Consider the following 26,571-nt stretch of genomic DNA (forward strand, 5'->3'; position numbering starts at 1 on the left):
TTCCTCTGGGAACGGCAGCTTTAAGGTTTCGGCGCTGTATGCGCTGAATTGTTGTTGTTTTCAGAACCTGCCCGGCCGGTCGAACATGGCCGGCCGGGTAGGGTCCTCAGAGCCAGGGAGCCAGGCGTTCCGCCCAGGTCTCCACCCCTTGCGGGGTCCGCAGTCCGTCATTGCGGATTTCGATCAGCACGGCGTCCAGGCCGCGTTCGTCACCATGTACCGGGACGGTCATGTCCTCCAGGGGGTCGATGACATAGGGTTGGTTGGAGCCGATTTCCTCGCCGCTCTGGCGCAGCCCGCCGATGATGCGGTTGGCGTACGCGTCGGCCTTGCCGAAGAGCACGCCGGCGACCCAGGGACGGGGCTCGCCGCGGTAGCTCGGTGTGAAGCTGTGCACCCCGACCAGCCTCGGCGCACGTTGCGCCTCGATACGCCCGTCGATCAGCTCGCTGAGCTGCCGGTGGAAGGGCTCGAAGATGCTCGACACCCGTTCCTGCCGGGCCGCGGCCGTGAGGCCCCGGTTGCCGGGGATCGGGTAGATCTCGCTGTGCTCGGGGATGGCGTCGGGCGCGGCCAGCGGCCGGTTCAGGTCGATCAGCAGGCGCGAGTAATTGGCCACCAGCAGCGTGGCGTCGAGGCGCGCCGAGAGCGCCTCGGCCAGGGCCAGTGCGCCGATGTCCCAGGCGATGTGCTCGTGGGCCGCCGCGTCGTCCAGGCCCAACTGGCCCAGCGCCTCGGGGATGTAGCGGCTCGCGTGTTCGCAAACCAGCAGCACGGGGCTCTTGCCCTGCGGATTGACGATCCGGAACGGCGGGTGCTGGTAGAGGCCGGATTCAGTAGAACTTTGCATAGGATTCACAGAGTTGTTCTTCGCTGAGATCGCAGGTCAGGGTCAGCTCCTGCCGCTTCATGGAGAAGTAGGTTTCCAGCAGGGCCGGAGGCAGCTCGTTGCACAGCTCGCCATCCTCCATCAGCAGTCGCTGGGCTTCGCCGAGCGAACCCGGCAGGGCCTTGATGCCCAGTTTTTCGCGGTCCGTAGCGCTGAGGCCGTGCGGGTCCACATCGGTCACCGCCGACAGCGGCAACTCCTGCTCGATGCCCAGGCGCCCGGCGATCAGTACGGCGGCCATGGCCAGGTGCGGGCTCGCGGTGGCATCCATCGGGCGGAATTCGAGGTTGAACTGGCGCGCTTTCGGCTTGCCGCCGATGTCCACGACCGGGCAGATGCGCAGCGCCGCTTCGCGGTTGCGCAGGCCCAGGCAGGCGTAGGCGGCGCTCCAGTGGTGCGGTTTCAGCCGCAGATAGGAGACGGCCGTCGGCGCGGTGAGGGCGCAGAGTGCGGGCAGGTGGCGCAGCACACCGGCCGCCCAGTGCTCGGCGAGCCTGGACAGGTTGGTGGCGCTGGCCTCGTCATAGAACACCGGGGTGCCATCCAGGCGTTGCAGGCTCAGGTGCAGGTGCACGCCATTGGTCACCGCGCCGGGGGCGAGCAGGGGCGTGAAAGTGCTGCGCCAGCCGAACTGCCGGGCGATCTCGCGGGTCACTTCGCGCACGTTCACGGCGCGGTCCGCCGCCGCGACACCCTGGGTGGGGCGGCAGGTGACTTCATACTGGTTGCGGCCGTACTCGGGCAGGAACATTTCCGGCTCCGCGCCGATCTGCTCCAGCGCCCTCATCAGCCAGCCGCCGAAGTTGCCGGTCTGGCGCTGGGCCTGCAGGGAGAAGGCAGCGGCGTGCTCGTCCGGCAGGCCGAGCAGGTTGAACTCATGCTCGAAGGCCGCAGTGACCTGCAGATCGAGTTGGCGATAGCGCGCGATCTCATTGCGCAGCAGAGTGCGCGGGCACACCGACCAGGGCGAACCGTCGGTCAGCACCAGGTCGCCATGCAGGTAGTCCAGCGTCGCCGCCTGTTGATCGGGGCCGCTTTCCAGGCGCACCCGGCTATCCGGGTCGGGAAGCAGGCGCAGGTCGCCGTGGCTGCCCCAGGGGTTGTCCTCGGCGATGATGTCCTGGGGCGTCAGCGCGCTGTTGGCGGGCACCCAGCCGCAGCCGGTGGCCAGCTGATCGGCGACGTCGGATTCGGGAAGCGAGCGGCCGCGGGTGATGCCGCAGAGGTCGGTGGTAACGAAACTGGTCAGACGCATCGGCGTGCCGGGATTCTTATTGTTGTGGCTCATGGCGTTCTCCTGGCTTCAGGCCAGCGCGGCGATTCGTGCGAGCACGGTGTCGGTGTCGGCGATCCAGCAATAGCCCTTGATCGCATCCAGGCAGGCCTGGTGGCGCTCGGGGGTATGGGTGGCGCAAGCGTCTTCCACCAGGGTGACCAGATAGCCGCGGTCGGCGGCATCGCGCACGGCCATGTCGACGCACTGGTCGGTGACTACGCCGCAGACGATCAGGTGGCGGGTGTTCAGGTTGCGCAGCACGTAGTCGATCGCGGTGGAATTGAAGACGCCCGAGGACGTCTTGGGCAGGACGATTTCGTTTTCTGCAGGCGCCAGGGCGTCGATGACCTGGGCGTCGGGGCTGCCCTTGGGCAGGTGCATGTCGGACAGCTTGTGGTCCAGCGAGCGGTCACGCCCATCGGCGGTGAGGCTTTCGATGATGGTGTGCAGGACTTCGCCGCCCACCTCGCGCATCGCGGCCAGCAGGCGCTGCTGGTTCGGCACCACGGTCGCCTCGACGCGATCGTAGAAGTAGCGGTGTGTCTGCGGATCGACATGAGCGTCGCGGCCGGGGATTACCCAGGCGTTCTGCATATCGACGAACAGAATGGCGGTCTGGCCCGGTGTGTACGGCAGGTCGCGGGGCGATTGGTGGGGCAGGCTGAACACGGTTATTCCTCCAGGATGTGGCTGCCGAAGGCAGCACGCAGGTGATCGATGCCTTCGAGGCGTTCATCGAGGTGGCCGTCCATGCGCGCCACCAGGCTGGCAATCAGTGCTTCGACCTGGGCCATGGCGGGCACCAGGGTGTCGAAGGGCGAGGGCGATTCCACCGGTGCGCTGACGATCAGGTCGGCGAACTCGCGCAGCGGCGAGTCGTACACGTCGGTGAACAGCACCACACGTGCGCCGCGCGCCTTCGCGGCCTTGGCCACGCCCAGTGCCTGGGCCTGGTAGCGGCGGTAGTCGAACACCACCACCAGTACCTGGCGGTCGATGTCGTTGAGTTGATCGGGCAGCGCGGCGCCATCGTCCAGCAGCAGGCAGCCGCTGCGCAGCATGCGCAGGTGCGCCACCAGGTAACCGGCGAGGAAGCGGCTGAAGCGGCCGCCATGGCAGAACACGCGGGTGCGCGTATCGAGCAGCCAGTCGCCGAGCAGGCGGATGTCATCGGCCTGGGTCAGCGCCAGGGTGCGCTGGATGCCTTCGCTGGCGTCGCTGAGGAAGTTCGACCAGGCGTCGTTGTTGCTCATCCCCTCGCGGCGTCCGGCGAGCAGGGTGCGTGGCGAGCGCAGGCGGTCATCCACTTCCGCCATCAGCGCATTCTGGAAATCGCTGTAGCCGGCGAAGCCCAGTTTCTTCACCAGCCGCAGGATCGTCGGGTCGCTCACGCCGGCCTGGCGGGCCAGGCGCGACATCGGCCCCAGGCCCAGGCGCGGGTAGTCGTCGAGCAGGGCGCGCAGCACCTTGCGCTCGGCTTTGGTGAGGTCGACTTCGGGGGAGTTCAGGCGGTCTTTGAGTGTGAGCATGGCGACGTCCCTTGGTGTGCTCTATTTGTATAATGCACTTCATAAATTGGCAATACGTTATTTTTGTAGTGTTCACTACATTATGGTGGAAGCGTTATGCGTCCCGGTGAGGCGGGCTGGCTCGGGGGAGAGTTGAACGTAGGGCGTATAACGCTCCGCGTTATACGCCGATTGGCCTTCGACTCCGATTGGCTCGGAGTCGAGCCTGGCACCGGGATTGCCCCAGGTCCGACGGCGAAGTTGGCGATGGGAGGGGGGATCGGCGTACAACCGCGAACGGTTGTACGCCCTACGTTTCCGCCGACGGCGTCAGGCGTGCGCCAGGGCGTAATCCAGCGCCGCGCAGACGGCGGCGATCTGCGCCTCATTGCACTGTTGGGGGCTGGTGCGCGGGCTGTCCGGGTAGACCTCGGTGGTGGTGGTGTAACGCGCACCGGTGACGCCGGCGCACAGTCCGTACTCCGCCAGCGGGTATTCGATCACGCCACGCGCGACCACCGGCGAGCCGATGATCTCGCCCTTGTCGTCCGGCGGCGCGATGTGGGTCACCCGCTCGACCGCGGCGATGATCGCCTGCTGAAACGCCGGTTGCGGGTTCTCGCGGTCATCGACCAGGTAGAAACCATCCGGAACCAACTCCGGTTCGTACACCTTGCCATCGCGTGCGGCCAGTGCCGGGCTGAACTCGCTGGCATCGCTGTCGGTGGTCTCATGCAGGTCGATGTGCAGCAGGAACTGGCCGCGCAGCGGGGCCACCAGTTCGATCAATGCGGTCGACTCATGCGCAGGACCATCGGCGCGGAAGTTTCTGTTCGGGTCGATGGCGTCGTGGTTCCAGCGGTTGATGCGCTCGTAGCCCCAGGGGCTCACGCAGGGCGCCACCAGCAGGTTGACCTTGCCGGCGTACTCGGCGGCGCGTTCTTCCAGGAACCCCAGCGCGCCCATCACGCCGCTGGTTTCGTAGCCGTGCACTCCACCGGTCACCAGGGCCGCGGGCAGCGCGGCGTTCCAGTCACGGTTGCGCAGGGCGTACAGGGTGTAGCGCTCGCCGGCATAGTCGAGCCGGCCATAGGCCACCTTCTCGAAGCGCTCGGAGAGTGCCTCGATGCGCGGCAGCACGTCTTCGTCATAACGGCGCTGGCGCGACTGGCGTGCGCGCCACTGGGTGCGCTCGGTTTCGCCCCAGGGTTGGCCAGGGGTTCCCACGGGATAGAAGGCGGCGGTCGTCATCGGACTCTCACAGGCTGGGAAAACAGGAGCGTCACTCTAGCATCGGCGTCGCCGGAACGATTCCATGGCATTTGTCGGAGTCGCATGGTCGCCGGAAACGTAGGGCGTATAACGCTCCGCGTTATACGCCGATTGACCCTGGTTGCCGGTCTGCTCGGAGTTGGGCCTGGCTGGTGATTGCCCCAGGTTCGATCACGAAGTTGACGATGGGATGGGGGTGGCGGCGTACAACCGCGAACGGTTGTACGCCCTACGTGCAGGGGTGGCTCCTGCAGGGATACAAGCGCACTCCGGTGATCCCCCGGATGACCTTTATTTAATCGACGCCGTGTACTAGCTTTCATGGGCTTTGTCGTTTCATTAGTGAGACAGCCGGACCGAGTCGACCCACTGGAAGGCGGTTGATTTCGAGTTTTGCGCAATGCACAAAACGGACCGGCTGACTGCATTGATCGGCTTTTCCCAATGCCGCCGATGAACGACAGATGACGGTGCGGCGACAGTACCGTAGCAGTGCCGCGTTGCAGCCTGAGGACAACACCCTGGCGCGTTGCCACCTCAGACACCGCAGAGTGAGGTGCAAGATGCGCGTCGTTCTGTACGGAGAGGATTCGCAGCGCCTTGGCCAGTCGTTACGCGAGCACGGCTTGCCGGAGCATGTCGATTTGTCTGGCAGCGGCGAAGGCCTGCAGGTGGTGGTGGTGTTCTCGCACGCCGATCGTGTGCGCACGGCGGCGAACCAGTGGCTGCGAGGCGTTTCGTTGCCGGATGCATTCATCGTTGGCTGCACCCGGGCTACCCGCAACTTCTGCTGCCCGGAGCCCTGGTGGCCCGCAGCGGTGTGCGACCTGGTCACGGCGTCCGACCACGAGGTGCTGCTGGGTGAGGTCGCGATGCGCCTGGCCCGCCTCGCGGAAATGGAGGAGGTGCTGACCTCCAGCTGGCTCAGGAGACGAGCGGTCGGTGACTCACCCGTCTGGCGCAGCACCCTGCGCGCACTGACGGAAGTGGGGCGCTTCGGACACGGCACCTGCCTGCTGCTCGGCGAAAGCGGATGCGGCAAGGAGCTACTGGCGCGGCTCATCCACGATCTGGATCGGGAGCGCCGACGCGGGCCCTTCATCGTGGTGGACTGCACCATCCTCAGCCCCGAGTTGGCGGGCAGCGAATTGTTCGGCCATGCCAAGGGCGCGTTCACCAACGCCGTCGCGGCGCGCGAAGGCGCGGTCGGTCTGGCTGACCACGGTACGCTGTTTCTCGATGAGGTCGGCGAACTCGAACTGCCGTTGCAGGCGCGACTTCTTCGCGTGATCCAGGAGCACGCCTACAAGCGGGTCGGGGAGGACAACTGGCGGCAGTCGGATTTCCGCCTCGTCTGTGCGACCAACCGCGATCTCGAGGCGGAAGTGGGCGCGGGGCGCTTTCGCAGCGACCTGTACTTCCGCATCACCCAATGGACGATACGTGCGCCCAGCCTTGCCGAGCGACGCGAAGACATTCCGTTGCTCGTCACGCACTTTCTCGCCGAGCAGGGCGATGCCGTGCCCGAGGTCATGCCGGAAGTGATGCGCAAACTGGTGAATGCCGAGTATCGCGGCAACGTGCGCGAGCTGCGCAACGTCGTGCGGCGCATGGCGGAGCGCCAGCGCGGCTTCTGCGTGCTGAGCACCGGCTGCCTCGATGGCCTCATGGTCGAAGCTGAGCGAGCGAATCAGGACCCCTGCTGGGAGAAGACCTTCGAGCGTGCCGTGGAGCGTGCGCTCGATGCCGGCCTGGGCCTGAAGCAGATCGGGCAGATCGCCGAGGCGCTGGCGGTCCAGGTCGCCGAGCGGCGTGCCGGGTCGACCGGTCGGGCCGCCGAACTGTTGCAGATCACGCCGCGCGCCTTGCAGCTGCGCCGGCAGATGCGCGGTCCGGAGACGACGGGTCAGTAAGGGCTTCGGCGCAAGGCCGCCGGGGCGACCGGTACGCGTGCCCGATTGATCAAGCGGATGGCGTTACCGCCGGCGATGTCCGCGAACCCGGCGGGCGTAGGCCGTAGCGCGCGGATTTTCGCCAGCTCGAGCCCGGGATGCAGCCACGGCCCATCGGAGCCGAACAGCAGCTTGCCGGGGCCGGCCCGGGCGAATGCCTCTTCGAGCAGATCGAAGCGCCGCACACCGGCGGTGTCCGCGAAAAGATTGGGGTGGCGGGCGATCAGGTCGATCACCTGTCGTTGCGCAGCCCAGTCGTCGGCGAAACTGCCCAGATGGGCGAACACGAAGGCGACATCCGGATGTGTCTGGGCCAGCAGGCTCAGCGCGCCCGTTTCACCGCCGGGGTCGTAGAGCACGGGCAGGCGCCAGTGCCTGGCGGCGTCGCAGACCTGGCGATGTAGGCGCGCATCGTGGCGATGGACTTTGATGCCGCGCAGGCCGAGCCGTACCACGGCCTCTTCGATCATGCGCTGCACGCGATCACGGTCGCGGTCCGCGTGCACCATGGCGAAACCGATCCAGCGACGTGGATTGGCACGCACGATGGCGGCGATCTCACGGTTGCCTCGCGCATAGTCGGACTGGAACACCGGCAGCAGCACCGAACGGGTGATGCCCGCCGCCTGCGCGCGTCGCACATAGGCATCGAGCGGCGCGCAGGTGTCCCAGGGCCCGGTCATGCCGTCGCCCTCGCCAGCATGGACATGGAAGTCGAGGATCATGATTCCCACTCGAATTGATCGCCGCTGGGCAGGATCAATTGGTTGTCGCTGATGTGACGAGAGGTCAGGCCGGCGGGCAGGAGATGGGTGATCGCCAGCTTGCCGGGGCCGACAACCAGCGGATTGTTCTGCAGCAGTTCGTTGGTCACGCGCCCCCTGAGCGCCCGCGCGAGCGTATGTTCGACGGCCGAGAGGTCCTTCGTGGGAACGTTGGTCACCCAGGCGGCGAGCCCTGAATCGCGATGCCGCTGCGAGCACCACAGGTGCTGTGCCAGGCGCCGTTTCAGGTTCACCGCCTGCCCGACGTAGACCGGCGTATCGCCGCGCCGCAGGATGTAGATGCCGGACCCGCTTGCTTCCTTCACCGCCGCGGCGAGGGTCCTATAGCGCACCCAGCTGAGGTCGATGGTTGCGGACCGGGTGGCCGTCTCGAACTCCAGCTCCGGCATGCCCCCTGTCCGTGGGTAAGCGGCCTGGGGCAGGGACTCGACGGAAAGGCCCAACAACGTCAGCACACCCTCCCTCTGCTGCGCGAGCAGACAGGCCTTGCAGCACGCACCGGTACTCTGGAAGCGCGCCGTGCCGATGTGCGGTTGGGTATTCACGCGCCGCGCGCGGGCGATGATCTGGCGCAGGTCCTGGAGCAGCACGTGGGGCGGCGTACCGGCAGGGTAGCGGCGCGCGTCGGCGAGCAGCCGCATGAAGCGCCGCATGCGCCAGGGCGCGAGCTCCAGTGTTTCACCCTCCAAGGTTCTGAACATGGCTGGTTTCCTCCTTCGGTACGGGGCGGGCCGGATGTCCCCGGCGTTGCGGCAGTCCGGGGGCCAACGCATCCATGGCCGCGGTCAGCGCGTCGATGTCCGCCGTGCGATGGTTGGCCCGCACCACCAACGCCAGCGCATAGTGAGGCCCGTACTGGCGCAGCAGGGCGGTGCGAAAGCCGCGTGCGCGCAAGGCCGCGTGCAGGCCCAGGGTTCGTTCGGCGCAGTCGAGGCGGATCTGCTGCAACGGATGAAAGCGCCGCAGTATCTGCAGGTCGGGCAAGCGGTGATGCATGAGCCAGCGCAGGCCGTCGTCGAGTCTTGCAATCCGGCGCGACAACGCTGCGCGCAGACGCTCGCCGTCACGCTGGTTGATCGCCAGTGCACTCATCGCGGCGAGCAGTGCGCTCTGGCTTGCGGTGCTGCAGTGCGATTGCGTCGGTCCAGCGCGGGCGATTTCACTCACCAGGGCGGCGGGGCCACAGAGCGTGGCGAGTGGCGCGCCAAATGCCTTCGCCCACGAGGCGAGCAACAACACCGGTGCCGCCGGCACGATGTCCGCGTAGCACAGCAGGCCGCCGCCACCGCGTCCCCACGGATGCGATGCGCTAGGGCGCGCGCCCAGCAGGCCGAGCGTCTGGCTTTGATCGATGGCCAGCAATCCACGATGACGCTGGACGATTGCCAGGTAACGACCGATCGGCGTCGGCGAGCCTTCGATGCCGGTGGCGTCGACTATGACCGCCGGCGGCCGTGCGCGTGGTAATTGCCGCATCTGCCGCGCGAGATCGGCGGGGTCGCCGTGGCGGAACCAGGCGACCGGAACGCCGAGCCCCCTGATGCGCTCCAGCCCCCAACGCATCACCGGATAGAGCGCTTCGTCGGCGATGATCGCGTGGCTGCGCCCCAGCCGGTCGAACAGGTCGATCGACAGGTGCAGCGTCGACGGCGCCACCATGCCCGCCTCGCAGCCCTGGAGCGCCGCCGCCTGTGCCGCCACCTCGCCCGAGAGCGGCGACACCGCGAGCGAGGCTGGCGTGCCCGTCGTGAGTGCGTCGTAGCCGCCGGTCTCCGAGGACGGATGCTGCATCCCCAGGTAGAGCGTGGAGGCGAAGTCGATCATGGCGCCATGCCCTGGCGCTCGACCTTCATCCCCTGCCGCGCGTGGAGGCGGCGCAACAGGTGAATGCCGGGCACCTGCACGTCGACCGGTTCGGCGCTCACGTCTATGCCGGTGACGGCGCGATAGGAGTGGATATACGTCTGGATCTCGGGGCGGAAGAACATGGCCCAGTTCGCCGCGTTGTTCGGGTCGTTGATCGCGTTCCAGTTGCCCCAGCGTATGGACGAGACGATCTGCTCGCCGGTCGTTGCCAGTTGCCAGAACTGGTAGGTGTTCGAGTCGCCCCAGCCTTGCAGCTTGCGCATGCTTTCCACCGAATGCATCCACGGCTCGGGGTAGGCGATCATCGCGCGGCGCGGCAGGAACTCGCGCATTTCCGGCCGGGCGAGAATCCACTGCTGCATCATCATCTCGATGCGCGAGGTGCTCGGCAGGTCGCGGAACTGGTTGTGGGCGCCTTCCGAAAGGATCAGGTGGACTTCGCGCAGTGCGTTGAGGAGCGGGAAACCGTCCGGCACCACGGTGGTGTCGTCGGTCTGGCGGAAGAACGGCACGCACTGGTTCAGCAGGGTATGGAAGGCCGCGAGGAACTTGCTGCGCACGTCCGCTGCCTGGGTGCTCGGTACGGCGCGGCCGAACAGGCGGAAGCCATATTCATGCTGGTACTCGGCGGCGCGGCGCTCGATCGGCAGGCGGTGTTGTTCGTCCTGGACCCAGCCCCAGATGACGTTGTTGAGCGGGCGCACGGCATCGAGCTCGAACTGGGCCAACGGATCGCGGGGACCGCTGGACACATTCTGGAAACGGCGGGAAATCGCATTCATCGTCTGCACGAGCTGCATTTCCTCCATCCAATAGCTCCAGATCAGCTCGATGAGCGGAGGCCTGGTCAGTTTCGCCGAGTAGTCCTGGTTCAGGTGGGCCAGCCACAGGCAGGTTTCCCCGCAAAACAGGTTTTCCCTCCTGTCCGGGGAGTTCCAGGCTTCGTCCAGGGCGGCCTGGACGGGCGGCTCCGCGTCCGTACCCCGCAGGCCCTCGACCACGCGGGTGAGATAGGGAATGGTCGGTGGCGATGACGTGCCGAAGTACTGGCTGGCCATGGTCTCGACGAGCGCGTCCTGGCTGATGTCGATGCCGAGCCGCTCCGATGCGAGCCTGATGGCGGTCGCATCCTTGCGGATCAGTTCGGCGACCGAATGGATGTTGCGCTTGTCCGGGACCACGCCGCCCCAGGTAACCACGAATGCCTCGGTGGCGACCTTGAGCGCGCGGTAGGCATCGGTGTCGGTGAAGGGCAGGAAGCGGCGGCGGCTCAGATGCTGAGCGCTTTCGAGCATTTCACGGCCTGCTCCGCTGTCGGAGCCGAACAGCAGCTCCAGTTGGGCCGTGTAGTTTTCCCAACTGAGGTTGTCGGCGTTCATCTTGATCATCAGCCACAGCGCCACGTCACCGGTCAGCGGGCGAGTCGTCCTTTGCAGCGTGATCGGGTTCCTGACCTTGTAGCTGCCTGACGGCAGCGGGGCTGAGTTCGGTTCGTAGAGGGTGTTGTCGGATGGGGGAGGGTTGTCGTCACCGTCCCCGTCGCCCGTGCCAGGGCTCGCGGTCTCGGCAGACGAGGGTTCGGGGATCCTGCCGACGAGGGTGACGCTGCTCGCGCCGGCCAATTGCAGGAGGATGGTGGTTTTGACTTCGCGCGTGGACTGACTGAAGTCGACGAGATCCTCCAGGATCTGGTCGAGATTCTTTGCCAGTGTGGGCCACCGGATCTCCTTCTTGTTCCTGCCGAGGCTCAGGGTGATCTCGAGCTCCGAGCCCGCGTCTTCCGGGCTGAATTCGCCGCCGAAGACGTTCGGGTTCGCCGTCACCGTGATTCCGGGAGCTTCATACGCCTCTATGTTGGGAAAAATCGCGAAGGACTTCCCGTGGTCGGTCATCGGGATGCTGGTCAGCTTGAAGCTGACGTTGAATTTGTTGCTCATCGTTCGTCTCCTTACGGGTCAGACATTGGATGCAAACGGAATCGACCCCGCCTTGCGCTGGTTCAGCACCACGCTCAACTGGGCACTGCCGGCGCTCCATGGCAGGTAGCCGGCCAGCGCCCAGCGTTGCAGCAGTTCGGCGATGACCTTCAGTTCCTGGCTGGCCGGCAACAGTCCGCTGAAGCGCGCCTGGCCCAGTACCGCGAAGGCGAGCGTCGGGGTGTCGGCGAGAAGCTGCTGCGGCCGTGCCTTCACTCGCTCCCACAGGGCAAGCAGTTGTCGTGGATGCCGTCCCGGCAGGCTGAGCGCCCGGCCTACGCTGCGCCCGCCCAGGCTCGCTGGGCGCAGTGCGAGCAATGCGGCAACGAACTGCGGAATGGCCTGGTCGAGCATCTCGAACGCGCCGCGCTGGCTGGCGCTCATCTGCGTGCGCGGGTAGAGCCGTTCCCACATCTGCTCCAGGTCCGCCCACTGCGGGTCCGGGTAGAGCGCCCGGCCCATGGCGACGGACAACTTGACGCGAATCCAGGGTGCCGGATGCGGGTCGTCCAGGTTGATGCGCAGGACGAAGGCGCGCGGCAGGCTCACCACGCTGATCAGCCCGCAGGTCGCGCTGATGCCCACCCTCGAAACGGCCCAGAGATCCGCGACGATCTCGCTGATCCAGCGATCCCATGCGCGCCACCAGGGTGGCCCCTGGGAGACGTTGGCTGCCGTCGCCCGGCGATAGCTGTTGGCAAGATCGAGCAGCGCCGACGCCTGGTGCCCGACTTCATGGAACAGCGACGCGGCGATGCCGGTGCCGACCATGCGTTCGCGCGGAATGCGGATCACGGCCACCGGGTTGGCCCCGCCTCCCGGCAAACGCGTGCGTGCGCGCCTGATTGCGCCGCCGTGTCCGCGTTCCACGTAGCAGATCACCGGCGGCGCCTGCAGGTTCACGCCCGGCTGCTTGAGGCCATCCTGGGCGGCGACGTCCAGTCCCGACAGCCAGATTCCCGTGCCGTGCTGACTGCGCTGCGTGAGCACTTCGGCGAAGATCTCGAAGTGCGTGAGCGACGCGTGGAAGTACAGCTTCAGGAGCGCGTAGTGGCGCTGCGCGAGTGCGATGTTCTGCGGCGTCGAGCGCAGACTGCGCAACCGCTGCAGGAAGCTCGCGATACGCACGCGCAACTGCTGGCGCGCCGCCTGCATGTGGCGCTCGATCGCCGACATGGCTTCGTCACTCACATTGGCCGCCGGAACCATCGGCATCTGCAGGGCATAGGGCAACTGCGCATCGAGACGTGCGCGTATGCCGAGCACTTCCTGTTCGATCAGCCGCAAGGCCATGGTGCACGCGTTCATCGCGCTCACCTCCCGAGGGGTCTCAATAACCAGGTCGAGGCGCGACGAGATACAGGATGATCGTGCGGCCGCTGCGTGAACGGCGCCAGACGCCGCTGCTCGGTACGTTCGCAGCCTGGCTCTGCGCACTCCCGCAATTTGGGCAGCTCGCCGAGGCGTCCGTCATCCCCTGGGCATTGGGTCTGGGCACTCCATAGGCGGGCACCGGCGTACCCACGGACGCGCCGGCCGGGCCGAAGATCGGCGTGGCGCTCTGGCGTGCCGCGGCAATGCCGGTGCGTGCGATCTGTCGCATGACGGGCAGGAGGCCCGGTGCGACCTGGTTGGCCCCGCGCAGGAAGGCGATGCGTGCGGCCCGCGATGGCGGGACGTTCGGCGGCATGCTCACCAGGTGATTGGCCGCGTGCTGGCCGATACGTACGAGACGGCGCGCCACCTCGAATTCGCGGTCCTCGTTGCTGAGCCCTTCCAGTTCGAGCCCGACCGCGCTGCCGGCCATGCTGGCCAGCTTGCCGCCGATCACGCCGCCCGCGCCGGGCACGATGAGGTTGCCCAGGGCACCGCCGACCACCGGCAGCGCCGACTTCACCGCCGAGCGCAGGATGCCGCCGAGCGCCTTGCCCGCCGAGGATTTTGCGAAGTTGGTCGCGACCCGGCCCACGGACTTGATGAGGCCGCCGAGGAACTGTTCCATCTGCTGCTCGTTGTTGACCGAGAGCAGCTCGGCGGCGAGTTCGAGCTCCTGCATCTCGCCCGAGACCTCGGTCTCGAATTCGTTTTCAAACTCGTTCTCGAACTCGGTTTCGGCGTATCCGAGTTGCGACTCGAACTCGAATTCGCCTGCCAATTCCTGGCCGAACTCGCCAGCCAGCTCCTGTTCGAACTCGTTGTAGCCAGGCCCCCAACCGCCCGGTCTGGATGTGCCGATGTCGTGCATGTCCTTCTCCTTGAATCAGGTTGGCGAGATTGGTCCCGCGAAGGAGAAAGTGCAGAGAGCGTGCCAGGCGTGCGCCACGGCGCGCAGGCCGGCGGGGCAGGGGGTTCGCGCATTGGCGATGGGGCGGAGGGCGAAGCGCGCTTCGCATTGGGCGGCAACGGGACGGGAGACGCGAAGCACCCTTCGCGTTCGCCGGCCGATGTCCGCCACTGGCCGGTTTCTGCCCCTGATGAGAGGCCGATACCGACCCATAGCGGACGGAGGGGGGAAGGTGACGAGAAGCCGACTCTTGGATTGGGCTGCTAAAGACCTATTGTGAGGATCGAACGTATTTGCGGATCGGGACGATTCAATGGTTTCCGACTATTGTCAGGGGCACAGGGCGCGCCAGCACGATAGACGAACACCGGGCGCTCAAGGACGATTGTTTTACATTCAAGGAAATCCCATGTCGCGCCTGATCGCCGCAGTGCTGCTAATCCTGCTCCCCTCATTAGGCTGGCCTACCGAGTATTGCTCTGGGCAATACAAGAGTGCTGGTGAAATGGTTCAGGCTACCCTGCGCAAGTACGACTCTCTCTACTCCGGCGGTGACCACTGGCATGCGATTGATGGCATTGGGGCAACCCTGGATCTGTACCGCCTCTGGCGCAATCTGCCGGACTGGCGCATGCGTGAGATTTATAGCGCTGGGCTGACGTATGACAACTACTCGCAGGACACCCCTAAAGCCGTGGAGCAGCTGCAATGGGTTGCCGAACAAGTCGATGATGTGTATCCGCTCCAGGAGAAGCTTGATGCAACTATAGGTCTGGACCTTGCCGGCAGAATCACCACTCCTGCTGATGCTTGGCTGGATGACGCCGCCAATTATTCACCTCAGTGGTTCTGGTTGCAGCTGGTGATGACCGCTTCGGACGCACCATGGGCAGTAGCTCCTCACCTGGCTCAGGCAAATGACGTACGGCTGCCAGAATATGCGCGCCTGAGAGGCTCGGCCTGGAAGCGTTACGAAGAAAATGGGGGCATCGAGTGGGCAGTGGCGGCTCAAACACTGACACCGACTGGAGAAGCTGACGTACGAGCGGATCAGCTATTCCAGCGTTGGCAGGCGAAAGTAGAAAGCTGCAGCGCTTCTCAGGCTGAATACGCCGCCTGGGCCATTACGGCACCACTTCGCTGGGCATCAAGAGACATGAGTGCAGAGCAGATTACCGGCGTTGGCCAGATGTTCAGACAATTGCCGATAGCCTCGCAGCGAATGGTTATTCGCAACATGTCCTGGGCAGCCTTGCTCGAGAGCTTGCAGCCCTATCCTGCAAGCGATGCCTCCTCCCGATTGCGAGCCATTGCGAAGCTCGCTGACGCATCACCCACTGATATTGCGCCTTGGGTCAATGTCGCCCGCACCTACCTGGCATCGACAATCGAAGAGCTGATGGATATCCATCAGAATCACAGGGTGGAGGCCAAGTCGTCACGCGCCTTCAACCTGTTGTCAGCTGCAGACATGGTGCGTTTGTCCGAGACCCCAGGTCTCAGTCCGGACATGCGTAAGGCTCTAGTGACGACGGCTTTCGCCCGAAATGTGGCCCTGGGCAAGATCGAGCAAGCACAAAGCCTGATCCCCTTATTACGCCAACTCGCCCCAGAACATGCGTCAGACATCGACAAACGACTTCGGCAAAACCTGCCACAGCAGATCCGCCTGGACTTGATAGTGCTGGATAATCCGCAGCTGTCCACTTGGCTAGTGATGGCTGATGATAATTACGGTGATGAAGGTATTTGGTTGCGCAACTCTCGGCCACGACGGGATCTTCCCCGCGAGCTCGCACGCACCGTGGCCATTGAGCAGGATCTGGAGGCTTGGTTGTTGCTTCCACAAAAATGGGACAGGTTCTCCGGCATGCACGGATACACGCTGAACGCCCTGGATCGAATCCATGCCTCTGCGGCTCGAACTACCCCTGCTGTAGGCCCAGCACCAACCTTGTTCAAGGCCTCGCCAGACTCAGCGGATCGTTACATCGAACAATGGACCGCCTGGAGTGAGTTGCCTCGGCTCGTCGAAGGCAATGGTCTGAGCCATGCGATTAGCCGCGATATCGTCGAATGGGTCGAGAGCGAGTCGAATAATTGGTTCAAACGACTTTTTATCGATCATGATCTGATGGCGCAGGCTCTAAGCCAAGTAGTCTGGCTCAACCGCAGAGCAGATGGTGGCCTGCTGGGGCAGGTACCCAGTGGGCAAGCTGCTTTTACTCTTCTGCATCGGCGATTCCCTAAGTCAGAAGCAGCAAGGCAGACGCCCTACTGGTTTCGCTGGACAAGAGGCGCGCTTCAGGAACCATGAACCGTCGCGCACAGCGGCTAGCATGCGGGCCGCCCGAACCGCACTAGGGCTTAGGTTGGTCATAACGGTCGCCAAGAAGCCCCATGATCACAGCCAGCCATCGTGTGCAAGGCATAGAACCGATCCCCGCCAACTGTGATGCTACAGGCCGCCATTTATTAGGAACTCGGACTAAACGTGTTTTAGCGCTTGGTAGCAACGGTGCTGCCTCGTCGGGACCAATAAAAGCAAGTCCCAATAAGGTCCGCTTCTGGCCGGTAGCCGCCCCAGAGCCCGCTATCGATCCGAAACTGTCGATTTGGACAGGCACTCCTCGCTTACCGTGGAGTGCCTGTCCCGGTGCATGCAAGGCACACCGGTAGGTTCCGCTAGATCCCCGGCATTGGCACGAATCCGGGCAACTGCTGGATCCTGTCGATCCAGCGCACGATGTGGGGGTAGGGCGCCAGGTCGATACCACCCTCGGGCGCCAGCGCAACATAGGGGAACACCGCGCAATCGGCGATGGTCGGGCGGGACAGCGCCAGCCAGTCGTGCTTCGCTAGGTGTGCGTCCAGCAGCGGCAGGATGCGGCCGGCTCGGACGAGGGTGTCGGCCTTGTCGATGCTGTAGCCGAACTTGTCCACGAGCCGTGCGGCGCAGGGGCCGTTCTGGATCTCATTGGCGGCTGTCGAAAGCCATTGCATGATTTCCGCTTGCAGGTGGGGCTCCACCGGCCACCAGGCTGCACCACCATAGGTGCCGGCCAGGTACACCAGGATTGCCTGTGAGTCGCGTAGCACCCGCTGCCCATCCACCAGTATGGGCAGCTCGCCCCAGGGGTTGAGGTCGATCAGCGGCGCTCGCTTGTGCTCGCCGCCGAGAAAGTCCACGGGGACGATCTCCAGTTCCAGGTTTGCCAAGTGGGCGAACAGGCGGACCTTGTAGCAGTTGCCGGACAGTTCCAGGTCATAGAGTTTCATGGCGTTTCCTTGTTATTGGCCAATAGCTGGTTGAATTCCAGGACATTGCCGTCGGGGTCGCGGATGAACAGCGCAATGCGACGAGGCCCGATCCGGTGCGGCCCTTCGGTGATGGTGATGCCTTGTTGCAACAGCCAGCCCTGCAGTGCCTCCAGGTCTTCCACGATGAAGGCCGGGTGAGTGATGCCGGGCAGCTTGATGGGCGCATCCAGCAGCACGTTGTGGGCATTGAGCTGGCGGGCACCATTGAAGATCAGGTTGATGCGTACGCCGCTTGGGGCAAGCATCTCGTTCGCTTCGAAGTCGCTGAACCGCATGCTTTCGACGAATCCCAGCGCCTCGTAGAACGCAAGGGCTCGGCTGCGGTCGCTGACGCGGATGCCGATGTGATCATAGGCTAGGATGGGCGACGGGTTGGGCATGCTGGTTGACGCATCGGCATTCATGGCGGGAAACCACACAGTCTCTGGATGCGCCCAGTGTGTCCATTGGCCGCTGTTTTACCAATGCCTGTAAGCTGACAACACTATTGCAGTTGCTGCACAGACGAGGCCTGAAGTTGGACCGATTGAAAGCGATGGCAACCCTGGTGCGGATTGTCGACAGCGGTAGCCTCAGTGCTGCGGCGAATGCCTCCGGACAGTCCACGGCGTCGGTGGTCCGGACCCTCGCGGCGCTGGAAAAACACCTTGGCACGCGGTTGCTCAATCGCAATACCCGTCGCCTGGCCTTGACCGACGAAGGCGCTGAGTTCCTCGCCTGGAGCCGACGGATATTGGCTGAGTTCGATGAGGTCGAACATGGCTTCGATGCCCGGCGTAAAAGCCCGGGTGGCCTGCTGCGCATCACTGCACCGGTGGAGTTTGGGCGCCGGTACGTCGCGCCACTGGTCAACGAGTTCCTGGCTTTGCATCCGACTATCCAGGTGGAGTTGATCCTGCTCGATCGCCTGGTCGACTTGCTGGAGGAGGGCATAGAGCTGGCGATTCGCATCGGGCAGTTGCCGGACTCTTCCCTGGTGATGACGCTGTTGGGGTATACCCGCCTGGTACATTGCGCAAGCCCGGCATACCTGCACGCCAACGGCACCCCACGGCAGCCGTCGGACCTGCTGGATCATGCCTGCGTTGCCTTTGCACCCCAGGGCAAGCAGTGGCAATTCCTGGAGCAGGGCAATGTCGTGCCCCGGGCTGTTACGGCGCGCATGACCACCAACCAGATTCAGGTCGCCAGCTTGGCCTGCCAGCAAGGTGTCGGCATCAGCCGGTTGCTGCATTACCAGGTCGCCGACGAATTGGCCGATGGCCGTCTGGTGCGGTTGCTGCCGGCGTTCGAACTACCTGATATTCCTGTCCAGATGGTTTATCCGCATGCTCGGTTGTTGTCGGCGAGGGTGCGGCAGTTTATTGATTGGGCCTCTCCACGGTTGGGGGCGGTGATTCCTAATCCGGCATGACTGGGGGGGATATCGCATCGGCGCCGACTGCCAGCAAACTGCCGGAAACATGGTACAGCAGCCGTTCGGTGGTACTTCCCAGGATGCGGTCGAGCCCCAGACGGCGTTGCATTCCCAGCACCATCACATCAATCTGATGGTCGTTCATGAAACTCGTGATTTCCTGAGCAGCTGGGCCCAGGACAAAATGGCGGCGCTCCGCAGGAATACCCCATTTGTCGGCCACATGGTTGAACGTTTGATAGAGCGAGATTCGTACTTGCTCGGCATAACTGGTATCCCAACTACTGCTCAGCATCGCCGAGTCGTAATCGATGGCCGTTGGCAGGTCGCAGGAATGCAGAAGATGCAATTCGGCGCCGCAAAGGTTGGCCATATTCCGTGCGGCCTGGAGGATCCCCTCGTTGAGCCCGCTCGTGAGCAGTTCCGGCCTGGCTACATCCAGTGCGGCTGCAATCTTGAGCGGCAATGGGTGTGGCGCCTCGGCAACCAGGTGCAAGGGGACCTGGCAGGCGCGCAACAGGCGGTAGTCCAGCGGTGTGACGAATACCCGTCGCAGAGCTGGCTCGTGGTGCACATTCTTGATCACCAGGTCTGCTTTGAGCATCGCCACGCGTTCCAGAATTTCCTTGCAAGGCTCCGCGCTCCAGACGGCCTCACAGGTCACGGCCAATCCGCTGCTGCGCAGCTCTTCGGTTTCGCGTTCCAGTTCTGCACGGCACTGCGTCAGCAGTTCATCGCGCTGGTGATCGATCAGGAACGGCAGGCCCAGCCGCGGCTCGAAGAACATCCCGATATGCAGTGATGCGTTGCCTCTTCGCACAATCGCCAAGGCACGCCGATAAGCAGGTGAATGCTGCCAGTGAGGGGCGGCGACCAGGAACACTTTCTGGTACTGGCTCATTGTCTTGCTCCGCTGCCGGTTACTCTTCAGTTGCAGCCTGAAGCGAGGGAGGCGGCTCGACCTTGATGCTCATCAACTTCAGCCCGTCCGGTATACCTGCGCCTGCAATTCCACCAACCGGCAAAGCACCCTGGGGCCGCACGACGCTCAAGCGTCAGCTTTCGGAGCCCACGGCAAGCACACCGCTGGGTATCTGATCGAGAATGTGCTCCGTCGTGCTGCCGATCAGATGATCGATGCCCGTGCGATGTACGCGCCCCATGACCACGATGTCCATCGTGTTCTCCTGGGCAAAATGGGATATGCCACGAAGCGGGGTTCCCATCAGGAAGTGGCGTCGCTCCTGGGGGACCCCGTACTGGTCGGCCAGGCTGGCGAAGGACTGATGCAGGGAGCTTCGCAATTCCTCGATCAGGTCCACCCAGGCGACGGTGCCTTCGCCGCGATTGGCCATGTAGGCCGGCATGCAGTCATAGATGTACAGAAGATGGAGTTCGGCGCTGCATTGCAGGGCCAGTCCGTTTGCCGCCGAAATGATCTGCTCGTTGATGCCGCTGATCAGGGTTCGCGGATCCGCCGGATCCACTGCCGCGACGATCCGGCGAGGCAGCGGGTGGCATGCGTCATGTACCAGGTGCAGCGGCCTGGGACACTCCCGCAACAGATGCCAGTCCAGCGGAGTGACGAATGAGCGCTTGAGTGCCGGCTCATGCTGGATGTCCTTGATCACCAGGTCCGGTTGCAGCTCTCCGATGGCCTGGAGCAGGTCCGCGCGTCGATCGGTCGTCCAGGCGACGGAGGATGTCATATCGATTCCGGCTCCCCGCCCGCGCTGCAAACGGCACTCTTTGTCCCAGCGCTCACGCTGCGCCGACAGCAGGCTCTCACGCGTATCATTCTGCACGTGTCGCGCCAACAGGCTGAACGTGGCGAAGGGCTCCACGTAAGCGAGTACGTGCAGGGATGAGCCGCAGGCCGCGGCCAAGGCTGTCGCGCGATCCAGCGCCGGAGTGTCGTGCAGGTCCGGGTGAGCGATCAGCAGGAGTTTCTGAATCTGGCTCATGGCGTACCTCGATCATGTCAATGGGCGCGGCGGATCGGGAGAGCGTCGCCGCCAGCGCATTGTCAGCACCGGCGCGGCGCAGAATCGACGCGCATCCGGCCGCCCTGATGCACCTGCATCCATCGACTGACGGCCGGCAGGAGAGTGCGTGCGCGTGGGGCATGTACCGCGCCCTCCAGCACCGTGACCGTAGCAATTGAAGAATGGCGCCCCCCGCTCGTGGAGGGCGCCTGCACCTCACTTGGCTGCCTTGACGGGAATGATCTTCTCCGGATGAACCGCCTCGGCGCGCTTGGGCAGTTGCACCTGCAGGACGCCCTTGCTGAACTGGGCCTGGATCTTTTCCGGGTCCACCTCCCGAGGTAGCCGGAACACTCTCTCGAAGCTGCCATAACGACGCTCGGAAATGTGGTACTCCTTGCGTGCTTCGTCTTTTTCTTCCTTCTTCTCGCCTTTGATGATCAGGCAGCCATTGGCCAGCTTGATCTCGATGTCCTTTTCATCCATGCCGGGCAGCTCGGCGTTGATCCTGAACTCTTCTGCCTGCTCGCTGACATCCACGGCAGGTGCGCCGTGGGTGAACGGGTCGCGGCGCCAGAATGGGTCGGCATCGAAGGCGCTATGGCCGAAGGGAAGGCGTAAAGGGGTACGGCCGAAATCATCGAAGAGGTTGTCTATCTGCCGGCGCAGGTTCTCGAAGGGGTGCCATGGATTGTAATGGCTGGCGGTATGCGCAGAGGCCTTGGTCGGTTGGCTGGGGATGGTGCTGACGGGTACTTTTTTTGCGGGCTCGGACATGATGCATTCCTCCGCAGGATGAAGGTCGCCTCACGAGGAGGCCATTCGATTCTGCGGCCACCCTGGGGGCGCACTTTGATGTCGATCAAATACGGTCTCGGGCATCGCATCCATTTTCCCGGAGGCAAGTTGATGGCGATCAAGGCGGACCGACCGTCGCTACTTAGCCTGAAGCCGTAGCGGGCGTATCTCGCCAGCACTCACCGTGGAGGCACGGGATGGAACGGGAGACTGTTTGCCGGGTGCGAGTTCTGGATGTACTGCCCCTTGCAGGCTCGATCCAGTGTCTGCGTCTGCTGTTGGAAAGCAGTGAGTCGGAGGCCGTCATTCCCGGACAGTACTGCATGCTGAATGACGACGGACGGGAGCCTCGTCCATTCGATTATGTAAGCCTGCCCGGGCGAGATCGGCGCTTCATCGTCGCCACCCACCAGCCAGGCCTGCCACTGACATCGGATCAGCTCGGTTATCGCGGCCCGTTCGGCACGGGGTGGCCCTTGCCGCTGGGCGCTTCCCGGCTGCTGGTCTTCGCCTGCGAGGGTGGAATACTGGCCGTGGCCGCGGTAATCGACGAGTTCGCCTGCTGGATGCCGTGGGTGCGCTTGTCGCTCATCCATGATGCGACCAGCCCGGCCGACCTTCCCGACGATTGCCGGAGCTGGTTGCGGACACTGGGCCTGCTCGCCAAGGCAGGGCTGGACTCCTGTCCACTGGAGCGACTTCGGGAATACCTGAGCGAGCAACTGCCTGACCTTGTGTATTGCGCCGCTCCGGCTCCTCTCGCGCAACGAGCGGCTCGCTTGTGCCAGTGGTACGGCGTGCCGGCGTCTCGCATCTGGCTGCGGGACGAACGGCGTTTTCCACTCGGCGGAGCCTGGCCTGCATCGATCCGTGACGGCCCTGTGCAGCGCTTTGACCGATTCGACGGACATATCCGGGACCGCCCTTGATCGGTATCAAGGTACGATGCACTGGAGCGGCACAGGCTCATGGCATAACACCCATGTGCCCGCACCGGAGGCATCATGAACGCATTTGCCCGTCTGCTCCTGATCTGCGATCCCGACCTTTACTACTCCCCGGCCATGGTGCGCGCGCAGGCCCTGGCCGGCTCCTTCGGCGCAAGCTTGCACGTTGTGGCATTGGGGAGCATGCCAGCTGGCCTGGCGCTTCTCGATTACAGTACTCAGCAACGTGCCCGTGAAGCTATCCAGGAGCGCCGACAGGCATGGCTCGATGATCAGCTTCAACTGCTACGTGGGCAGGGTATCGATGCCAGTGCGGAGGCGATCTGGAGCGCCGAGCCACTGGAGGACATTCTTCAACTGGTAACGACGCGCCAGGTCGATCTTCTGGTCAAGGACATGCAATACGAGCCAACGCTGGGCCGAACCTTGATGCACCCACTGGATTGGCAACTGCTCCGCCAGTGCCCGGTCCCACTGCACCTGGTCAGCCTTGCGCCACATCCGTTGCCGCGCAGGGTGCTGGCGACAATCGACCTTTCGCAGGACGAGCCCGAGGTCAATGCTCTGAACGACCGGATTGTCGATTCAGCCCGGCAGTTCGCTCAGCAATGCGACGCGGAGCTGCATCTGTTGCAGGCCTACGATGTGAGCTCCAGCTTTCTGGCCTATGCCGCAAGCCCGGTAGCCTGGACTCCGGAAGTGGCTGAACAGTTGAGCGGTCGCTCGCGCCAGCGCATGGACGATATCGGCGCGCGATTCGGCGTGGGACGTCCCTACCAGCATCTGGCCAAGGGGCCGGCCATGCGAGTCATTGCTGATTTCGCTGCCCAGCAGCAAATGGACGTCGTCGTCATGGGGACCCTCTATCACGCTGGGCTGACGAAGATCATAGGCAGCACCACGGAGCAGACGTTGTATCGCGTCAACTCCAGCATTCTGGCGGTTCGTCCCTGAGGCAATACCATGAAGGTGTTCGCGCTGCTCGTCGTATTACTCTCCATCTGGGCGATTGCCTGTGTCGCCTGGATGGAGCTTCGTTACACGCCTGCCGGCGGGGACAGCCAATATGTGTTTCTCTGGGATCGCTGGGAGAACCGCGTATGCCTGGTGTCCATCAACGAGCCATCGAGAATCATCTGTGACCTTCGCTCGTTGTGGGTAGGGACAGGAGACGGAAAAGGGCCCATGGTCCGGAAACCATGACAGCGGCCCGGGATATCTCTCAGCTGGCGTGCCGCCGTTCACTTTCACGGCGGTTGCCCGTGGGCAACTCATGGGGTGCTGCGAGGCGTTGATGGAGTCGCTCCAGATATTCGCGAGCCTGAAGCTCATCGGCGAAAGGAACCCGGTATTGATCCAACTGCACGTAACAGCGGCCGTCGCCGGTGCAGAGTAATTGCGTACGCATGAGTACCTCCGCCTTACGGCGCTGGCTGCAATTGCAGGGTATGAATGGTTTGCGCGGGATCGCTGGGGTCCTGGCGGCTGCTGAATCCAAGGAATCGCGCCAGTTCGTGCATCGCGCTGTTGGCCGCCGTATCGATCGAATACATCTGCTTGAAGCCTTGCAGTCTGGCCGCTTCGATCAAGTGGCGCATCAATGCCACGGCCAATCCTCGATGACGCCAGGCATCGGCCACGGTCACCGCACATTCGCACTGCTGGGGATCCGCCCCACGCGCGTACCGACTGATGCCGATCTCGACCAGCTCTCCCTCCTGGTGCGCGAGGGCGACGTAGGCGACACTGTCCTTGAAGTCGACCGCCATCAGTTGATCCAGCAGGGAAGGGCTGACCTCCTTCATGGTGCACAGGAATCGGAAATGGCGTGCTTCCGGAGACAGCCTGGCAATGAAATCCGCCTCGCGCGTTCGGTCTTCGGGACGAAGCGGACGGATCAGTACATGGCTTCCGTCATTCAGAGCCTCGACCCAGTGTTCATCCGGACATTCGCAAGATGCTTCGCAGTGAGTTGACATGGAGACCTCCTGGCACGGCGCCTCTGAGCGGGTGAGCCGCTGACTTACTTGTACGCCGGGAGGAACACATGAATTTGATCATGATCAAGCGGCCGCCATCTCATCGCCTTCAGCCGCCGACCGGCAGGCGCCCAGGGGAAAAGCTCAGGCCCCCCTTGGCAAAATGCTCCGCTCCTCCATGCCGCTCAATCGACACAGCTCCGAGCGGTTGACCAGGCGCAGCTCCCGGCCTTGGCATTCAATCAGTCCATCCTGAACGAAACGCGTGAACAAGCGGCTGATGGTTTCCAGTGTGAGATCCAGATAATTGCCGATATCGCCGCGAGTCATGGGGAGCGTGAACTGATCCTGTCGTAGTCCTCGTTGCTGATAGCGTGCCGAAAGGCTGAGCAGGAATTGCGCAAGGCGCTGTTCCGCCCGCTCACGATTGCAACGAATATGCTCGTGTTCTCCGTGGATACCCTGGCTGAGAATATGCAGCAATTGGTGACGTAAACCAGGGATACGTCCGGACAGGTCCTCCAGCTGCTGCAGGTCGATAGCGCAGACCATGGACGTCTCCAATGCCACCGCGAAACCACGAAACTCAGCGGCACCGATAGCATCCAGTCCAATCAGCTCGCCTGGCAGAACAAAGCCCGTCACCTGCTGGTCACCACTGGCCTGGAGCAGATAGGTCTTCAACGTGCCCGAACGCAATGCAAATACCTGCCGCATGGGTTCGCCGGCCCGAAACAGATATTCGCCCCTGTGCAGAGGTCGATTGCGCCGGACTATCCGGTCCAGCTCCGCGACTTCGCTGTCCGTCAGGCTTGCGGGAAGGCAAAGCCGGCTCAGCGAACAGGCGTGGCAGTTAACCTGTGGAAGAGGTGATGGGCGGCGGGTGTCTGGCATGGCTGAAGCCCCGACCAGAGGGCGATCAATAAAGTCTAGTCGCTGCACAACGTCGCTACAGGGACATCGACAAAAGGGAGGCCAGGCGTGGTGCGCATACCGCTCGCACCGGCACCCGGCCATCGACGGGTCTCACCTTGCCGGCATGCCTGAGTGCTTCGGCAAAGGCAAGGCACGCCCCTCTCTCTTCACACTGTCTTAAGGTCTTGCGCGCAGCATCTGGCCCAAAGCGCGAAAGAGAATGGCAGGCGCACCGGTCTGGAAGACTCAAGATCCCCTCCGAACTTTGATCGAAATGGCTCAGGCGGAACCAGGTTAAGGTGCGAAAGGAAGGACTTCATTGTTCTGCCGTGTTTATTGGCGTACCGCTGGCAGAGTATTCAATTGAACATTCAGTCTCGTTCAGGTCTTTCGTCGACCTATCTGGTAACCGCCATAGGATCCTTCTGTGCGGAGGCGGTCATCCACGCCCTTCGCCACGCTCCGCAGGCGCGCGTGGTGGGCATCAGCACACTGCCTCGAGAGTGGAGCGCTGTGTCCGTCATGCTGGATGCGTTCCATCGCGTTCCCCCCGCCAGGGACATGCCTGCCTTTGTCGCCCGCGTACTGGACATCTGCCAGGCGGAGCAGGTAAGCCATGTACTGCCTCTCATTGATCTTGAGGTCGATGCTTTCACGCAGTGTCGAGATGCGTTTTCAGCGCGGGGCATCATCTTGTGCATGGCTCCTCCCGAAGCCGTTCGCATCAGCCGGGACAAATGGTTGGTCTTCGAGACGTTTAGAGATCATCCGGACGTTCACCCCATCCCGACCTGGACGATGGAGAATCCCGCGGTAGATGACCTGCCTTTCCCTTTGCACGCCAAGCCGCGTGATGGCCGGTGCAGCGAGGGGCTGGCGCGAATCCTCGACAAGGAGGATTTGATTTACCTGCGAAAGAAGCTGATGGGGCGCCCTTACGTCGTCCAGCCGTTACTGGACGGCGACGTGTGCGTCGTGGACATCGTGCGGCGGCGCGACAACGGACAGTGGGCAGCAATGGCGCGACAGGAGTTGGTGCGAACCTCCAACGGTGCGGGGGTTACGGTCAGAATGCTGAACGAGCCGGCGTTGATCGACGCAGCTCGTCAGATCGCCACGACGCTGGATCTCGATGGCTGCATCAACATCGAGTTTCTGGTGGGGGGTGAACGGCCCCTGGTGATGGACATCAATCCGCGTTTTTCCGGTGGGGTCGCGTTCAGTCGCCTTTCCGGGTACGACATGGTGACCAATCATTTGCGCTGCTTCCGGGGCGAGCCGCTCGATCCTCAAGTTATCCCTGCCCCGGTCATCCATGCGCGTCGTTATGTGGAGACCACCTTTGCATTTCCCAAGGGGCAATCAGGGCAGTACTGCAAGGCGGCCGACCTGATGTAGGTC

25 protein-coding genes are annotated in these 26,571 nt (G+C 63.7%); 6 read left to right on the top strand and 19 right to left on the bottom strand.

Annotated features, from left to right (window positions below; all coding sequences use genetic code 11):
• Positions 1–106: 106 nt before the first annotated feature.
• From SD196_RS11895 to SD196_RS11915, 5 genes are all read right to left on the bottom strand, one after another.
• Positions 107–850: an N-formylglutamate amidohydrolase gene (locus tag SD196_RS11895; RefSeq protein ID WP_416311510.1), complete on the bottom strand. Its 744-nt coding sequence runs from the start codon at positions 848–850 to the stop codon at positions 107–109.
• Entirely contained in the window at positions 834–2,177 is a 1,344-nt protein-coding gene (locus SD196_RS11900; protein WP_370601407.1) for a glutamine synthetase, read from the bottom strand. Before SD196_RS11900 ends, SD196_RS11895 begins: the two co-directional genes overlap by 17 nt.
• A gap of 15 nt (positions 2,178–2,192) precedes the next feature.
• The gene (locus SD196_RS11905) at positions 2,193–2,834 is read right to left on the bottom strand and encodes an isochorismatase family cysteine hydrolase (protein WP_275607440.1); all 642 of its coding nucleotides are present in this window, start codon (positions 2,832–2,834) and stop codon (positions 2,193–2,195) included.
• Positions 2,835–2,836: 2 nt separating this feature from the next.
• The gene (locus tag SD196_RS11910) at positions 2,837–3,694 is read right to left on the bottom strand and encodes a MurR/RpiR family transcriptional regulator (protein ID WP_275607439.1); all 858 of its coding nucleotides are present in this window, start codon (positions 3,692–3,694) and stop codon (positions 2,837–2,839) included.
• A gap of 309 nt (positions 3,695–4,003) precedes the next feature.
• Positions 4,004–4,924 carry a M14 family metallocarboxypeptidase gene (locus SD196_RS11915; protein ID WP_416311511.1) on the bottom strand — a complete coding sequence of 307 codons (921 nt, stop codon included), beginning with the start codon at positions 4,922–4,924 and terminating at the stop codon, positions 4,004–4,006.
• A 584-nt stretch (positions 4,925–5,508) separates the two neighbouring features.
• On the opposite strand from SD196_RS11915, the gene SD196_RS11920 reads away from it, so the two are divergent.
• Positions 5,509–6,858 carry a sigma 54-interacting transcriptional regulator gene (locus tag SD196_RS11920; protein ID WP_331314429.1) on the top strand — a complete coding sequence of 450 codons (1,350 nt, stop codon included), beginning with the start codon at positions 5,509–5,511 and terminating at the stop codon, positions 6,856–6,858.
• Here SD196_RS11920 and SD196_RS11925 read toward each other — a convergent pair.
• The 6 genes from SD196_RS11925 to SD196_RS11950 are packed head-to-tail and all read right to left on the bottom strand — an operon-like array spanning position 6,852 to position 13,769.
• A complete protein-coding gene (locus SD196_RS11925) occupies positions 6,852–7,622 on the bottom strand; it encodes an amidohydrolase family protein (protein WP_275607436.1) in 771 nt (256 codons plus the stop codon). The genes SD196_RS11920 and SD196_RS11925 overlap by 7 nt on opposite strands.
• Complete coding sequence (locus SD196_RS11930; RefSeq protein ID WP_331314431.1) at positions 7,619–8,383, bottom strand: GIY-YIG nuclease family protein; 765 nt, start codon at positions 8,381–8,383, stop codon at positions 7,619–7,621. The genes SD196_RS11925 and SD196_RS11930 overlap by 4 nt, the downstream gene beginning before the upstream one ends.
• Complete coding sequence (locus tag SD196_RS11935) at positions 8,361–9,506, bottom strand: aminotransferase class I/II-fold pyridoxal phosphate-dependent enzyme (protein WP_416311512.1); 1,146 nt, start codon at positions 9,504–9,506, stop codon at positions 8,361–8,363. Before SD196_RS11935 ends, SD196_RS11930 begins: the two co-directional genes overlap by 23 nt.
• On the bottom strand, positions 9,503–11,485 hold the full coding sequence (locus SD196_RS11940; protein ID WP_331314435.1) for a hypothetical protein: 1,983 nt from the start codon (positions 11,483–11,485) through the stop codon (positions 9,503–9,505). Before SD196_RS11940 ends, SD196_RS11935 begins: the two co-directional genes overlap by 4 nt.
• 18 nt (positions 11,486–11,503) lie before the next feature.
• The gene (locus SD196_RS11945) at positions 11,504–12,832 is read right to left on the bottom strand and encodes a hypothetical protein (RefSeq protein ID WP_275607432.1); all 1,329 of its coding nucleotides are present in this window, start codon (positions 12,830–12,832) and stop codon (positions 11,504–11,506) included.
• A 22-nt stretch (positions 12,833–12,854) separates the two neighbouring features.
• Positions 12,855–13,769 (bottom strand): hypothetical protein, encoded by a 915-nt coding sequence (locus tag SD196_RS11950; protein ID WP_275607431.1) that lies wholly within the window; start codon positions 13,767–13,769, stop codon positions 12,855–12,857.
• A 448-nt stretch (positions 13,770–14,217) separates the two neighbouring features.
• Between SD196_RS11950 and SD196_RS11955 the strand changes: the two genes are divergently transcribed.
• Positions 14,218–16,125 carry a hypothetical protein gene (locus tag SD196_RS11955; RefSeq protein WP_416311513.1) on the top strand — a complete coding sequence of 636 codons (1,908 nt, stop codon included), beginning with the start codon at positions 14,218–14,220 and terminating at the stop codon, positions 16,123–16,125.
• 368 nt (positions 16,126–16,493) lie between these two features.
• Here SD196_RS11955 and SD196_RS11960 read toward each other — a convergent pair whose 3' ends face one another.
• Positions 16,494–17,087, bottom strand: coding sequence for a glutathione S-transferase family protein (locus SD196_RS11960; RefSeq protein ID WP_370599468.1), 594 nt, complete (start codon positions 17,085–17,087; stop codon positions 16,494–16,496).
• Entirely contained in the window at positions 17,084–17,533 is a 450-nt protein-coding gene (locus tag SD196_RS11965) for a VOC family protein (protein ID WP_275607236.1), read from the bottom strand. The genes SD196_RS11960 and SD196_RS11965 overlap by 4 nt, the downstream gene beginning before the upstream one ends.
• Positions 17,534–17,646: 113 nt before the next feature.
• On the opposite strand from SD196_RS11965, the gene SD196_RS11970 reads away from it, so the two are divergent.
• Entirely contained in the window at positions 17,647–18,543 is an 897-nt protein-coding gene (locus SD196_RS11970; protein ID WP_275611954.1) for a LysR family transcriptional regulator, read from the top strand.
• Here the strand turns inward: SD196_RS11970 and SD196_RS11975 are convergent.
• The 3 genes from SD196_RS11975 to SD196_RS11985 all read right to left on the bottom strand — a co-directional run bounded on the left by SD196_RS11975 (position 18,530) and on the right by SD196_RS11985 (position 21,308).
• Entirely contained in the window at positions 18,530–19,447 is a 918-nt protein-coding gene (locus SD196_RS11975) for a universal stress protein (RefSeq protein ID WP_275607235.1), read from the bottom strand. The genes SD196_RS11970 and SD196_RS11975 overlap by 14 nt on opposite strands.
• 154 nt (positions 19,448–19,601) lie before the next feature.
• Entirely contained in the window at positions 19,602–20,510 is a 909-nt protein-coding gene (locus tag SD196_RS11980; protein ID WP_275607234.1) for a universal stress protein, read from the bottom strand.
• Positions 20,511–20,747: 237 nt separating this feature from the next.
• Complete coding sequence (locus SD196_RS11985; RefSeq protein WP_275607233.1) at positions 20,748–21,308, bottom strand: Hsp20/alpha crystallin family protein; 561 nt, start codon at positions 21,306–21,308, stop codon at positions 20,748–20,750.
• Positions 21,309–21,526: 218 nt separating this feature from the next.
• Between SD196_RS11985 and SD196_RS11990 the strand changes: the two genes are divergently transcribed.
• Positions 21,527–22,258, top strand: a complete 732-nt coding sequence (locus SD196_RS11990; protein WP_275607232.1) for a hypothetical protein — start codon at positions 21,527–21,529, stop codon at positions 22,256–22,258.
• A 75-nt stretch (positions 22,259–22,333) separates the two neighbouring features.
• A complete protein-coding gene (locus tag SD196_RS11995) occupies positions 22,334–23,230 on the top strand; it encodes a universal stress protein (RefSeq protein ID WP_416311514.1) in 897 nt (298 codons plus the stop codon).
• Positions 23,231–23,498: 268 nt separating this feature from the next.
• Here SD196_RS11995 and SD196_RS12000 read toward each other — a convergent pair whose 3' ends face one another.
• The 3 genes from SD196_RS12000 to fnr all read right to left on the bottom strand — a co-directional run bounded on the left by SD196_RS12000 (position 23,499) and on the right by fnr (position 25,149).
• Complete coding sequence (locus tag SD196_RS12000) at positions 23,499–23,684, bottom strand: hypothetical protein (protein ID WP_275607230.1); 186 nt, start codon at positions 23,682–23,684, stop codon at positions 23,499–23,501.
• A 13-nt stretch (positions 23,685–23,697) separates the two neighbouring features.
• Positions 23,698–24,255, bottom strand: coding sequence for a GNAT family N-acetyltransferase (locus SD196_RS12005; RefSeq protein ID WP_275607229.1), 558 nt, complete (start codon positions 24,253–24,255; stop codon positions 23,698–23,700).
• A 144-nt stretch (positions 24,256–24,399) separates the two neighbouring features.
• Positions 24,400–25,149, bottom strand: coding sequence for a fumarate/nitrate reduction transcriptional regulator Fnr (gene fnr, locus SD196_RS12010; protein WP_275607228.1), 750 nt, complete (start codon positions 25,147–25,149; stop codon positions 24,400–24,402).
• Positions 25,150–25,533: 384 nt separating this feature from the next.
• Here fnr and SD196_RS12015 point away from each other — a divergent pair, with 384 nt between their 5' ends.
• Positions 25,534–26,568 (top strand): ATP-grasp domain-containing protein, encoded by a 1,035-nt coding sequence (locus tag SD196_RS12015; protein WP_275607227.1) that lies wholly within the window; start codon positions 25,534–25,536, stop codon positions 26,566–26,568.
• The last annotated feature ends 3 nt before the right edge of the window (positions 26,569–26,571 follow it).

Origin of the sequence: Pseudomonas macauensis (assembly GCF_047902425.1) — a bacterium.
GTDB lineage: Bacteria > Pseudomonadota > Gammaproteobacteria > Pseudomonadales > Pseudomonadaceae > Pseudomonas.

Excerpts from the sequence above, each read along its gene's own strand:
- SD196_RS11895 (WP_416311510.1), bottom strand. The coding sequence starts at position 850 with ATGCAAAGTTCTACTGAATCCGGCCTCTACCAGCACCCGCCGTTCCGG.
- SD196_RS11900 (WP_370601407.1), bottom strand. The coding sequence starts at position 2,177 with ATGAGCCACAACAATAAGAATCCCGGCACGCCGATGCGTCTGACCAGT.
- SD196_RS11910 (WP_275607439.1), bottom strand. The coding sequence starts at position 3,694 with ATGCTCACACTCAAAGACCGCCTGAACTCCCCCGAAGTCGACCTCACC.
- SD196_RS11915 (WP_416311511.1), bottom strand. The coding sequence starts at position 4,924 with ATGACGACCGCCGCCTTCTATCCCGTGGGAACCCCTGGCCAACCCTGG.
- SD196_RS11920 (WP_331314429.1), top strand. The coding sequence starts at position 5,509 with ATGCGCGTCGTTCTGTACGGAGAGGATTCGCAGCGCCTTGGCCAGTCG.
- SD196_RS11925 (WP_275607436.1), bottom strand. The coding sequence starts at position 7,622 with ATGATCCTCGACTTCCATGTCCATGCTGGCGAGGGCGACGGCATGACC.
- SD196_RS11930 (WP_331314431.1), bottom strand. The coding sequence starts at position 8,383 with ATGTTCAGAACCTTGGAGGGTGAAACACTGGAGCTCGCGCCCTGGCGC.
- SD196_RS11935 (WP_416311512.1), bottom strand. The coding sequence starts at position 9,506 with ATGATCGACTTCGCCTCCACGCTCTACCTGGGGATGCAGCATCCGTCC.
- SD196_RS11940 (WP_331314435.1), bottom strand. The coding sequence starts at position 11,485 with ATGAGCAACAAATTCAACGTCAGCTTCAAGCTGACCAGCATCCCGATG.
- SD196_RS11945 (WP_275607432.1), bottom strand. The coding sequence starts at position 12,832 with ATGAACGCGTGCACCATGGCCTTGCGGCTGATCGAACAGGAAGTGCTC.
- SD196_RS11950 (WP_275607431.1), bottom strand. The coding sequence starts at position 13,769 with ATGCACGACATCGGCACATCCAGACCGGGCGGTTGGGGGCCTGGCTAC.
- SD196_RS11955 (WP_416311513.1), top strand. The coding sequence starts at position 14,218 with ATGTCGCGCCTGATCGCCGCAGTGCTGCTAATCCTGCTCCCCTCATTA.
- SD196_RS11960 (WP_370599468.1), bottom strand. The coding sequence starts at position 17,087 with ATGAAACTCTATGACCTGGAACTGTCCGGCAACTGCTACAAGGTCCGC.
- SD196_RS11965 (WP_275607236.1), bottom strand. The coding sequence starts at position 17,533 with ATGAATGCCGATGCGTCAACCAGCATGCCCAACCCGTCGCCCATCCTA.
- SD196_RS11975 (WP_275607235.1), bottom strand. The coding sequence starts at position 19,447 with ATGAGCCAGTACCAGAAAGTGTTCCTGGTCGCCGCCCCTCACTGGCAG.
- SD196_RS11980 (WP_275607234.1), bottom strand. The coding sequence starts at position 20,510 with ATGAGCCAGATTCAGAAACTCCTGCTGATCGCTCACCCGGACCTGCAC.
- SD196_RS11985 (WP_275607233.1), bottom strand. The coding sequence starts at position 21,308 with ATGTCCGAGCCCGCAAAAAAAGTACCCGTCAGCACCATCCCCAGCCAA.
- SD196_RS11990 (WP_275607232.1), top strand. The coding sequence starts at position 21,527 with ATGGAACGGGAGACTGTTTGCCGGGTGCGAGTTCTGGATGTACTGCCC.
- SD196_RS11995 (WP_416311514.1), top strand. The coding sequence starts at position 22,334 with ATGAACGCATTTGCCCGTCTGCTCCTGATCTGCGATCCCGACCTTTAC.
- SD196_RS12000 (WP_275607230.1), bottom strand. The coding sequence starts at position 23,684 with ATGCGTACGCAATTACTCTGCACCGGCGACGGCCGCTGTTACGTGCAG.
- SD196_RS12005 (WP_275607229.1), bottom strand. The coding sequence starts at position 24,255 with ATGTCAACTCACTGCGAAGCATCTTGCGAATGTCCGGATGAACACTGG.
- fnr (WP_275607228.1), bottom strand. The coding sequence starts at position 25,149 with ATGCCAGACACCCGCCGCCCATCACCTCTTCCACAGGTTAACTGCCAC.